Source organism: Proteus sp. G2300, from assembly GCF_009915965.1.
Taxonomy (GTDB): domain Bacteria; phylum Pseudomonadota; class Gammaproteobacteria; order Enterobacterales; family Enterobacteriaceae; genus Proteus; species Proteus vulgaris.
On the sequence record NZ_JAABNK010000005.1, the window covers coordinates 130689 to 144309 of the forward strand.

At 30.7% G+C, this 13621-nt stretch carries 4 protein-coding genes; all 4 read left to right on the forward strand.

The window, feature by feature from the left end; all coding sequences use genetic code 11:
* Positions 1-512: 512 nt before the first annotated feature.
* The 4 genes from thrA to GWI97_RS02985 all read left to right on the forward strand — a co-directional run bounded on the left by thrA (position 513) and on the right by GWI97_RS02985 (position 13558).
* Positions 513-2972: a bifunctional aspartate kinase/homoserine dehydrogenase I gene (thrA, locus tag GWI97_RS02970; protein ID WP_036932990.1), complete on the forward strand. Its 2460-nt coding sequence runs from the start codon at positions 513-515 to the stop codon at positions 2970-2972.
* Positions 2954-3904: a homoserine kinase gene (thrB, locus tag GWI97_RS02975; protein WP_036932988.1), complete on the forward strand. Its 951-nt coding sequence runs from the start codon at positions 2954-2956 to the stop codon at positions 3902-3904. Before thrA ends, thrB begins: the two co-directional genes overlap by 19 nt.
* Before the next feature lie 3 nt (positions 3905-3907).
* Positions 3908-5200, forward strand: a complete 1293-nt coding sequence (gene thrC / locus GWI97_RS02980) for a threonine synthase (RefSeq protein ID WP_161751834.1) — start codon at positions 3908-3910, stop codon at positions 5198-5200.
* A gap of 162 nt (positions 5201-5362) precedes the next feature.
* Positions 5363-13558, forward strand: coding sequence for an RTX toxin (locus GWI97_RS02985; RefSeq protein ID WP_161751835.1), 8196 nt, complete (start codon positions 5363-5365; stop codon positions 13556-13558).
* The last annotated feature ends 63 nt before the right edge of the window (positions 13559-13621 follow it).

Consider the following 13621-nt stretch of genomic DNA (forward strand, 5'->3'; position numbering starts at 1 on the left):
CCCTGATTTCAATAGTTAACTATATAATTTGATTTATGTAATGTAAAAGAAAAATATATGTTAAATATAGTGGGGATTATTTTTTTTACCAGTTTTGTTACACAAATTAAAGGAGCCTAAAATACCTTATTCCTTATAAAAGTACAAATCCCCAAATAACACCAAAATAGTAGCTTTATTTTCTTTATTTATCCCTTTGTGATAGCAATATCTATACTACAATAGGAGTAACGATCGAATATATTTCATTTAGGTGAAATTTATTTTTTGAGTAAAAAAAAGAAAAAAATTGACATCTCTCTCGCTTTGCTTTAACCAGTATATAGTCAAACTAAATTTGAGACAGACAGGATAGTTATGCGTAGTTACAGCCCAGTTAAAATGACAATTATTACCACCACCACCGGAATTTTATATTGCGGGACGGGCTGTCGCATATAAAAAACGAAAATCGAAAAAGCCCGCATTGAGAAATGCGGGTTTTTTTTTGGGTGAAAAATCAGGAGAGTTGTATGCGAGTGTTAAAATTTGGAGGAACTTCAGTTGCCAATGCCGAGCGTGTGCTGAATGTTGCTGATATCGCTGAGAAAAAAAGAGAGCAAGGACAAGTCGCTCTTGTATTATCAGCACCAGCTAAAATAACAAATTATTTGGTTGCAATGATTGAAAAAACGGCAGAAGGCGAAGATCCCCTCACTCAAGTACGAGAAGCCGAACAAATTTTTGCCAATTTATTACAAGGTTTAAGAGAAAAACAGCCTGGTTTCGATTATGAACGTTTAAAAGATAAAGTTGAGCGTGAATTTGCTGAAATTAAACATATCCTTCATGGAATTTCGTTATTAGGACAATGTCCTGATAGCATCAATGCGGCAATGATTTGTCGTGGTGAAAAGCTCTCGATCGCCATTATGGAATCGGTTTTACAAGCTCGTGGCTATAATGTCACTGTTATTGATCCTGTAAAAAACTTACTCGCACAAGGTCACTATCTAGAATCTACCGTTGATATCCCTGAATCGACTCGTCGCATTTTGGAACTTAATATCGCGAAAGACGATATGATTTTAATGGCAGGTTTTACCGCCGGTAATGAAAAAGGTGAACTGGTTGTATTAGGTCGCAATGGTTCAGACTACTCAGCTGCAGTATTAGCAGCCTGTTTACGTGCTAAATGCTGTGAAATTTGGACTGATGTTGACGGTGTTTATACTTGTGATCCACGTTTAGTGCCTGATGCACGTTTGTTAAAAGGCATGTCATATCAAGAGGCAATGGAACTGTCTTACTTTGGTGCCAAGGTACTTCATCCTCGTACAATTGCGCCTATTGCCCAATTCCAAATACCTTGTTTAATTAAAAATACGGGCAATCCAGATGCGCCGGGTACCTTGATTGGTGATGGTCAAAAAGATGAGAGCACACCTGTTAAAGGAATAACTAACCTTAATAATATGGCAATGATCAACGTATCTGGGCCTGGAATGAAAGGAATGGTAGGAATGGCGGCTCGCGTGTTCTCGGTAATGTCGAGAGCGGGGATTTCAGTTGTTCTAATCACACAGTCTTCTTCTGAATACAGCATTAGTTTTTGTGTGCCACAAAAAGAGCTGATAAGAGCGCAAAAAGCATTATCAGATGAATTCTATTTAGAATTAAAAGATGGCGTACTTGATCCATTAGATATTATGGAAAATGTAGCGATTATCTCTGTGGTGGGTGATGGTATGCGTACCCTGAAAGGGATTTCAGCACGATTCTTCTCTGCATTAACACGTGGCAATATCAATATTGTTGCTATTGCTCAAGGGTCCTCTGAACGTTCTATTTCTGCGGTTATTGCTAATGATTCAGCAACCAATGCGGTACGTTTATGCCATCAAATGTTATTCAATACAAATCAAATTGTTGAAGTTTTTGTGATTGGTGTGGGGGGAGTAGGTAATGCATTAATCGAACAAATTCATCGTCAACAGGCATGGTTGAAAAATAAGCACATTGATCTTCGTGTATGTGGTATTGCTAATTCGCGCGCGATGTTAACGAATATGCAGGGTATTGATTTAGATAATTGGCAACAAGCATTAAAAGAAGCCAAAGCGCCTTTTAGCTTTAGTCAACTTATTCGTTTAGAAAAAGAGTACCACTTCTTAAATCCAGTGATTGTTGATTGCACATCAAATGAGGAAATTGCGCAACAGTATGCAAATTTCTTACAAAATGGCTTTAATGTGGTTACACCAAACAAAAAAGCGAATACGCTGTCGATGGATTATTACTATCAAATCCGAAAAGCCGCGGAAGCTTCACGTCGCAAATTTTTGTATGACACTAACGTGGGTGCCGGTTTACCAGTTATTGAAAACTTACAAAACTTGCTTAATGCAGGTGATGAACTAGTTCAATTTAATGGTATTCTCTCCGGCTCGCTCTCTTACATTTTTGGCCAGTTAGATGAAGGTAAGAGCTTGTCAGAAGCAACACTTTCAGCGAAAGAAAAAGGCTTTACAGAACCGGATCCTCGAGATGATCTTTCTGGTATGGATGTCGCACGTAAATTACTGATTTTAGCTCGTGAAGCGGGTTATAAATTAGAGTTAAGTGATATCGATGTAGAGCCTGTATTACCGGCTTCATTTGACAGCACGGGTGATGTTGCTAATTTCTTAAGCCGTTTACCTCAAGTTGATGTTGAGTTTGATGCTAAAGTCGAAGAAGCGCAGAAAGAAGGTAAAGTATTACGTTATGTTGGTATTATTAATGAGGGGCAGTGCCAAGTTAAAATGATGGCTGTTGATGCTAATGATCCTCTGTTTAAAGTAAAAAATGGTGAAAATGCTTTAGCCTTTTACACTCGCTACTATCAGCCAATCCCATTAGTGCTACGTGGGTATGGTGCGGGTAATGATGTTACTGCTGCTGGAGTGTTTGCAGATGTATTACGTACCTTATCATGGAAATTGGGAGTTTAAGCGTGGTTAAAGTTTACGCACCGGCATCAATAGGTAACGTGAGCGTCGGATTTGATGTTCTCGGCGCCGCAGTTTCACCTATTGATGGGCAATTACTTGGCGACTGTGTCGCAATTGAAGCAGCATCATCATTTACACTGGAAAGTAAAGGGCATTTTGTTAGCAAATTGCCTGCTGATCCTAAACAAAATATTGTGTATCAATGTTGGCAATTATTCTGTGAAAAACTAGGCAAAGAACTTCCAGTTGCAATGACACTTGAGAAGAATATGCCAATTGGTTCAGGTTTAGGATCAAGTGCTTGTTCTGTTGTTGCCGCATTAGTTGCACTTAACGAATTTGCTAAAAAACCCTTCAACGAAAGACAATTATTATTAATGATGGGTGAATTAGAAGGGCGTATTTCGGGGAGTGTACATTTTGATAATGTTGCGCCTTGTTATTTAGGTGGATTACAACTCATTCTTGAGCAAAATGATATTATTTGCCAATCAGTGCCTGCATTTGATGACTGGTACTGGGTAATGGCCTACCCAGGAATTAAAGTCTCTACGGCACAAGCTAGAGCGATTTTGCCAAAACAGTATTCAAAAGAAGATATTATTAATCATGGCCGTTATTTATCTGGATTTATTCATGCTTGCCATACACAGCAATCCGAGCTGGCAGCCAATTTAATGAAAGATGTGATAGCAGAGCCTTATCGTACTCAATTGCTTCCGGGATTTGAAAAGGCCAGAGAAGCTTCTCAAAAAAAAGGGGCATTGGCTTGTGGCATTTCCGGCTCAGGTCCTACTCTTTTTACCATCACCGATTCATTAGAAATTGCACAAGATATGGCCGAATGGTTAAAACAACACTATGTACAAAACAGTGAAGGTTTTGTGCATATCTGCCGTTTAGATACGCGTGGCGCAAGACAGATAGGGTAAGTCATGAAATTATACAATTTAAAAGATAATCAAGAGCAAGTGAGCTTTGCTCAAGCAGTAAAGCAAGGTTTAGGTAAACACCAAGGCCTCTTTTTCCCACAGGACTTACCATCGTTTTCTAAAGATGAAATTGATGAATTATTAGCGCTTGATTTTGCAACGCGCAGTAGCCGTATTTTAACGGCATTTATAGGTGATGAAATTCCAGCTGATGTATTAGCAAAACGAATTAAAACTGCATTTGCATTTCCTGCCCCAGTGATTCAGGTTGAAGATGACATTAGCTGTTTAGAGCTTTTCCATGGCCCCACACTGGCATTTAAAGACTTTGGTGGCCGCTTTATGGCGCAAATGTTGTCAGAAGTAGCAGGCAATCAACCGGTTACTATTTTAACTGCAACATCCGGTGATACGGGGGCTGCTGTTGCTCATGCATTTTACAAATTAGAAAATGTACAAGTGGTTATTCTTTATCCTGAAGGCAAAATTAGCCCATTACAGGAAAAACTGTTCTGTACATTAGGTGAAAATATTCACACTGTTGCAATTAAGGATGACTTCGATGCTTGCCAAACATTAGTAAAACAAGCTTTTGATGATGAGTTTTTAAAGAAAACAATGTATTTGAATTCAGCAAACTCTATCAATATTAGTCGATTACTTGCTCAAATTTGTTATTACTTTGAAGCGGTTGCTCAAATTCCTACTGAAAAGCATGAACAGCTCGTGATTTCTGTACCAAGTGGTAACTTTGGTGATTTAACGGCAGGTTTGTTAGCAAAATCTTTAGGTTTACCTGTTAAGCGTTTTATTGCGGCAACAAACGTGAATGATACAGTTCCTCGTTATTTAGATAATGGAAAATGGGAACCCCATCGTACTGTTGCAACATTGTCTAATGCAATGGATGTTAGTCAACCTAATAACTGGCCTCGTATTGAAGAATTGTACCGTCGTAAAGGGTGGGATCTTTCTGATCTTTCTCATGGTGCTGTCACGGATAAAACAACCGAAGAAACTGTACGGGAATTAGCAAAAAAAGGTTATATTTCAGAACCTCATGCGGCAGTTGCTTACCGTTTACTGCGCGATGAACTTCAAGAGGGAGAATACGGACTATTTTTAGGTACTGCACATCCAGCAAAATTCAAAGAAAGTGTAGAACGTATTTTAGGTGGTGAGTTGCCACTTCCTAGAGAGCTAGCAGAACGTGCGGATAAAGAATTGTTATCACACTTCTTACCCGCCGATTTTGCTCAATTACGTGCATTCCTACTTGAAAGAGCACCTAAGTAATAATTACTTTAAATAATTAAATTTATATTTAATTAAATAGCCCAATAAAGTATTGGGCTATTTTTTTATTAAAAATAAGAAAATAAGCATTTAAAATAAATAAAAATTAATTTATATAGTTTATTTCTAATAGCTTAATTTTATAAAATAAGGAAATTAAATATGAATGGATTCAAAAAAATTGCATTTAATGATGATATAAATAAAATTGTATTAAAAATAGAATGTCATATAAAAGAAAATAATAAAGAGTTATTCTTTTCTCTTAATTCAGTAAAAAGAGTTTTAATTGAAAACTATATATCCATTTTTATTTCTCAAAATGAGTATGCGGCAAATGAATTTATAGAAAATATAAATAATAATTTTTTACTCTATAATAAAAATGAATTTACTAAAGGTCTTGATTTTATTAAAAAAGAAATTAATTCAAGTATAGAAAATTTGTTTTTTAATAGTGCAAAATTAGCAGGGAGAGAACCTAATAAAATACAAAAAGAAAAACTAAATTTATTAATGCGCCATAATTTATCTGGTGATTATTACCTTACGTTAGAAAATGGAAAATTATTTATACAAATAGATAATGAAAGTCATAATTTTAGTATTATTGATTTTGATGGGAATGTTGAGTTCTTTTATGATAAAAATAACCTCATTAATAAAATTAATGAGGTTATAAAAAATAAAGATAATAATAGTTTCTTACATTATCGATTTTATAATAAGAGAGAATATATTGGTTATTTTAATCTAACTCAAAGTTGGAAAGTAAGTAATAAAGATATTATTAGAGAAATTATCAATGATATTAAAATAAAAAAACAGATAACTATTAATAAAGATATCAGCATCGAACTTAATGAGAGTTATTCTTATAAAAATATCTTTATTATTAGGGATAAACTAAATAAGACAGAAAAGGTACTGCATATTTATGTCGATGATATAGAAGAAGCATTTACAATTGCAAAATCTAAATATGCTCAGATAACAGACAGTGGAGAACATTTACTTTATAAAGTTGGTACAGGTTGGTTTATTACTAAAATGAAAAATAATAGTATAAAAATTTTTTCACAATATATTGATCTATTAAAACCACTAGAAAGAGTAATGAGTCGAGTTAATCTAATTACTTCCACAGAAACTAATTATGATTTTAGTCATATTCATACTCTTGCTGGGTTATGTTATGGCCTGAGTTTGAATTATTTAGTTGAAGTTAGAAATAATGGTCTAGAAGGAGGAAACAAATATTTATTCTGGTTAAAAGAAAATATACGTTCTTATCAAGATAAAATTGAAGTCATAGCTGATAAATTTGATTCTATTATATTTAGTGGTATACAAGAATATGAAATATTAAATCTAATCAAAGAAATTAAGAATATTATATTGTCTCAACATTTTCAAATGGAGAGATTAAGTGAAAAAGCACAATATTTTATTTTTGACTCATTAAATTCGACTGAATTTAGCAAAATATTAGAGGATAGAGGACTAAAAAAATCACATATAAAAAAAATAGTGTTTGATAAAGATAAAATAAATGAACACTTAGAATATGTTATGAAAAATTATGATGATTATTATGCTATTATTGCTTTTAAAGATCATGCGATTGCTATTTCGTACAAAAAATATTCTGAAAGTAATCATAAATTTTCCTTGTTTGATTCTAATAGTGAATTACTAGAGCATTCTAGTATTTCATCTATAAATGAAGTTTTGGCGAGTAAAATGGATTTTTATGGATCTCATGAAGTTGATAATAAAAAATATATTATTTTTGATGAATATAAAAGAAGAGAAACTTCAAATTACCGAAGTGCATGGGACTATAATAATATAGAGATAAATAAGGGAGTTGCTGAAAATATAAAGAAGATAGGTTTTGCATTACCTTTCAATGATAATATTGTTGGGCGTGTTATTCATTATAGTGAACAAGTGGGGCTTGTTGTCGAGCTTAAAATAGAGAGTAAAATAGTAGAAGTCATTGTGAAAAATTCAAATGTTGATGACGGTGTTTATTTAATAAAAAATCATCTTGAGCAAATAATAGAAAATAGTGAAGCAAGTAAGATTATTTTAAATAAATATGATAATGACGATTTTGATATCGAAGAAGTTGAATTTGGTTCTTTTCAAGACATAAGGAAAGGTAAGGGATATATAGAGTTTAGTGATACATACTATCCTGAATTAATTAAGATTAATAGCTACCTATTAAAAGGGAATAAAATAGTTTTATTAAATGAGATAATTTCTTTAATAAATGGGTTAAATGGGAATATATATTTTGATAAACTAGTTTCAAGCTTTTCTCTTATTAATAAAATTGGTATTTTTAATCAGAATAATAAAAATATCTCACTTAAAAGTATATTGAGTAAAGTAAAAGATAAACTAGAGAATAAATTATTTTATGATGAGTTTATTTATGGAAAAAATAATTTGATAGCACTAGCTGAAAAAAATAGTTTAGTTGCTGCAAAACTTTATCAATTAATGCTTAATGAAATTAATGAAGGTACAAGGGGTATTAGTAACTTTATTTATGATAATATCATTGAAAGCCCTTATTTATTATCGGATAAAAATAGAAATATGGGCGTTTATGGATATGATTATACTATTGAATTTAAAGAAAACTACCAATATTTAAATGAGATAATTAAAGGAATAGATATTCCTGAATTAAAAAATACATTATTGATAGAAGATCACAACAAACTACATCTAAAAGATAATTATAAAAATCTATTAGAGTATAAAAACAACAAATATGTAAATAAGTTACTTGATTTAATTAAGAATGAAATAGATTTAAAAAGAAATAATAGGTTAGGATCTTATCATGATTTATTTTTTGATTTTTTTATAAACCAGCAATTTAATAATAAAATGATTATTCATGAAATAGGTCAGTTAGAAAATTATTTTCTTAATCATTATAGAGAAAAAAATTATGGATACCATCTAAAGGATTTCTATATTCATGAAGATAATCCATATGTTCTTTTAGAAAAATCATTATGGCAAAATAAAAATAAAATAGATTGTAGCTATTTATTATTTGATGATGATGATGAAAATTTTAAATTCTTATTTTCTGAAAATTCGACTCTGACGGGTAAAATAATAGACAATATTATTGTTGATAATATAGATTATTGTTATCAAGATGATATTATAATATACTTTTATAATGGAGTTAAAAGTGAAGAGTTAGCACTCTACTTAGATAATAAGCCAGAAATAAGTCAGTTTTTAGATTATTGCTTAAAAAATAGAATACGTGTTACTGTAACAGGAAATCAAAAGCAAAATCTTTTTAATCAATCGTTTATTAGACAAAAAAATGAGGTTGAATCCTTATATAATATTATTATAGAAAATCAGTTTTTTAATGAAAGAACAATAATTTTTGCTAAAAAAGAGAAGTTGTTAAGTTATCAATACGGTGATTTTTTTATTGAAGGCATTGCTCAACGATTAAATATGCCTATTTATAAAATTAGTAATAATACGATATCGCTCTCAAAAGAGCATGTTATTATTAAGCCCGTTACGGAAAGAAATTATATTGATAAGCCGTTGTTAACGAATGTAACATTGTCTAATTTTATTACGCCTGAAGCGGAATATAAAGATATTACATCTATTTCATCAGAGGAAAAATTAAAAATAGAAAATAAACATTTAACTAAAGATGTTTATCAATTTGTTTCTGAGTTATATCCTAGTTATCGTGATAATATTGAATTTAAAAAAGGCTATCGAAAAGATATTAAAACCTTAATATATGATTATTCAGATAATATAACTATAGCAGATATTTTTAACTATATTCAAATAAATCGTTATGATCTTACAATTGAAGAAATTGGAACGTTAATTAAGAAAGTAGATATTATTAATAATGAACAGCATAGAGAGGTATTAAGAGATCTAAGTGATAAAATTATTAATAATAATATTTCTATACATGATGCCTATTTAATATATCCAGAATCGTTATCAGCTATTTTTAGAGTCGCTGATGAAAATATGATCAAAAGTCAGTTTATACAAGTAATATATGATCCATTAATTAATAGAGAATTTAATAAATATTTAATGGGTGAAATTTCTTTTGACCATGTATTTTTAAATCACCAATATGAAGCTGATAATTCAACATTAACTGAAAAAGCAAATAGAGCAATTGAACTGATTCATGCAATATATGACAATCCAAGTTTAATAAAAAATTTAAGTTTATTATCAGAAAAATTACTTTCTTCATTTTTTGATGAAAAGAGAAAGGGTATTTTATATAGAGTATTATTAGATGGAATTTCTACATTTGAAAACTATAAATATTTAATTACTAAGCTTCAATGTATGATTTATACAGATAGTGATAAAAACGTATTTGAGGGATTGTCGCCTGCCAAAGCAATTGACAAGATAAGTCATTTAAATATTTTAGATTATCTAAATAATAGTAATAATATTTTATCTAATAAAAATAAAGAAATAGTAAAAATAAATAATCTTTCTTTTGATAAAATGCTATTAATTCATCTAGGAGCAAAAATAGATGGTAAAAAAATAGATTTAATTTCATTAAGTACTATCGATAAATGGGAAGAAAAATTAACATTTGATCCATCTTGTTTTAATGATTATTTTTTGTCACTTTCTGGAACTGAAGAAGATAAGAAAGTCATTTCTATTTTAAAGTTTCTATTAAATAATAAAAAAGATAAAATTAAATATCTTCTTTCTAGCGATACAAATAGAATTGATTATCTAGTAGCCTCTGAAAGATTGTCTGAAATTATTAATCTAGATAATAAAAAATATGATCATAATGATTGGGATACTTTGAGGCAGTTCTCATTAAATATTCCTCGCCATATGCGAATAATTAGTAAAATTGGTTACTCAAATATTACTTTTAGCACGTGGCAATCTATTAATGCTACATTTATGCTTGCTGAACAGCTTAATAATCCACTATTAGTAGCAAAAGAACGTAAAGAAATTATTCATAATCTTGCTATTATGTGGTCTGAAATGGCTTACAATGGTCTTTCTGAAATAATTGAAATAGCTTTGGCTAAAGGATTATTAAAATATCGTCATAATCCATTAGAATATATCAATAAAATAAGTACTAGAGTTGGTGTCGGTCTTAATATGCTTTCTATTGGATTTGATATTTATAATGTTTACGATAATTTTAGTCGAATTTCAGATGCGCCTAATGAAAAACAACGTATTGATTATATTGTCAATGGCTCTTTGGCTGTAGTATCTGGATTGGTAACATTGGGGGTTTCTATTGCTATGCTCGCAGGCTCTACTATTGCAGGCCCCATTGGTATTGTTGCTGGTGCTGTTATTGCTTTAGCAACCTCAATTTATACAGCAGTAAGACTAATTGAAGAATCAAAAACAAAAGTGCATTTTACGCCATTTGAAGAACTCAATAATGGCTTTTATGCATTTTTGATGGGAGATCTTATTCCGGATAAAAAAAATGAAATTATTTATTTGGAAACGGAAGCGCAATTAGAATTAATGATTGATAAAAATGCGATTAATTATCTTGATGAAATAAAAAAACAATCTGATTCTGCTCGTTATTTTTATACTAATGAAAAACAAATATATCAAGAATATTATTATTATAAAGTTATTCCTAATTTAATGGGAAAAACATTAGATTCAATTTTAAATCCGCTTGGTGAGTATGTTGCTCAGCGAATATCATTAAACATGAGCCAAAAAGAAGCAGAGAAAATAGCTGCACTCTCTTATCATTTTCGTTTGGAAAAAACAGAATATAAATATTATATTCCTAAAGAAGCTATAGCTACAAATGAAATACTTATTTTTGATATGGATTTTTATATTAATGAATTGAAGCGTTATTCTATAGATATTATTTCTGATAATGATTCACCTATTTTTGATGATATCGTTGAGAGTGACTTTTTTAGAAAAATAAAAACAACACGAGAAAATAGTATTCTTCTACTGGGTGAAGAAAGGATTGCTGAAAATTTAATAAAAGTTAACCAATATAAAAAATATTATAAATCAGATTGGAGTGAATACGACGCTTTCTATTTTAATACTTATAATGGTGATGATATTATTGCTGCCCCTTCAAATACTCAAAATAACTTCGATATTTATAATGGAACGAAAAGAATAAGTGGAGGAAATAAAAGTGATATATTCAATTTATTTACTTCAGATTCACCTCTTTATGCCAGTCGTTTTTATGGACGAGAGGGATGTGACACACTTCGTATTATTAAAACAACAAATAAATATACTGGTTATGAAGTGAGTTTATTAGATAATTATGTTAAATTTAAAAAATCAGCAGAAGAAACAAATAGCCAAAATTTTCATTCTAAGCTTTTTCTCTATCAAGAGAACGGGCGCCTTTACTCTAAGCAATTAGTTGATTCTATGCCTAACATCGTATTACAAACTCAAAAAGTTATTGCTTACTTAGACAGTATTGAAAATGTCATAGGAAGTGAAATAGGCAATGACACTATTTATGGTAATCAAGAAGATAATTATTTAGATGGAGGTGGTGGTACTGATTTATTATATGGGTTAGAAGGAAATGATACTTTAGTATTACAGGAGGGATATGCTGAAGGTGGCGAAGGAAATGATAGTTATATTATTTTAAGATCATCGTTAGAAAAAAATTACAATGTTCAGTTTGAAACTATTATTAATGAAAAAAGTGAATTGCAATCTAGTATTGTAAGGTTAAATTATAATTTTGATGAAATATACTCTATTCGACGTTATGGGAAAGATATTGTTTTTTATATTAAAGTTAATGATGGAAATAGAAATAATGAGACTATTTTTCATTTAATAACACTAAAAAATGTTTATAATGAAAAGGAAAATAATTTATTAGCTCATCGATATACTTTAACTACAATGGATGGTTTTATCTTGACAGCGAATGAAAATAAAACCATTGAAAATAATATATTATATAAATTTAGTTATATAGATAAATATAGTAATAATAAAGAAGAGCTTCAATCTTTATATATAGATGATGAAACTCATTCCTTGCTAATTTCATACCCTAATAAGACTAAAAAAATTAATTTATTGCCACAATTACAATATAGTGGATTTTCTTCAGGTGAAAATTTACAATTTACTATTCTGGGAAATAATCAAGATAATCAATATGTTGGTATTACAAAGAATTCGTTTATTACGTTAAGTGCAGGCAATGATAGTTATCAAATTAGAACATTTTTAGTTTCGGATAAAAATGACACTATCAGTCTTTCATTTTCTAAACAGATAGACATATTATCTCAGCACGATACTAGTAATTTCTTTTTATCCGATATTAGTGGTTTTGATTTGATATTTAGTGACGGTATTTTATCACATCGTTATCATCCAGACTCACACTTAAAACTGTTTTTTGAGCCGTCGAGTATTAACGCTATTTTTGGATCGGGTATGAATCTTCGTTTTATTGATAAAGATAATATTATTTTTACTCTTCCAACCAAAGAAAGTATGCAACGTTTGCTTATACCTATTACTGATTTAAATTTAGCGATGAATACAGAAGATAATGTACTGATGATCCCTGAATCACTAGCCTTAAATAAAGAGGCATTATCTGCCTATTCTCTTTATCCTTTTGACTCTCAATTAATGCCTATTCCCGTCACCTTGCAAGAGGAGCAAAGTCAAGCGATAGACTTATTGTCAGTTCTCTATCTTATGGATGGGAATGATATCGTTGTTAATCATAATAAAAATAGTTCTGTCATAGATGCGGGGGCAGGAGATGATCATATTGTAGTGAATCATGGACATCATATTTTAATTGCAAGAGAAGGTAATGATAATCTCAGTGCTGGGAGCGGGAATGATTTATTAATCTCTGAGTTTGGTAATGACTATTTAAGTGGTGGGGCTGGCAATAATGTTTATATTGTGAAAAAACGTCATGGTGAAGTTATTGTTTATGATGAGGGAAATCACAGTCACCTTTTTATTTCCGGATTATCTGAACATGAGAGACTTACTGCTTTTCAAGTAGGGGATGATATGCAGTATAAAACTCAGGATAATCAGTTTGTTTTAACTGTAAAAAAGAAGCCAAATGAGATTAATCGATCCGTAACGGTTATTGAAAAGCAAAGTATACTGTCTGAGGCGTCTCTTGCGGTTATTATTCAAGAAATGGCTCAATTTAATGAGCAACAACTGACAATAATGCAAGGCAGTGAATTTGTTCCATCACCTACATGGTCACCTTTACCGTTAGTAACAAAACATTTGTGATCCTTAATATAAAAAACAGCACTTATTTTAGTGCTGCTTTTATTGTTGATAACTAAAGATAAA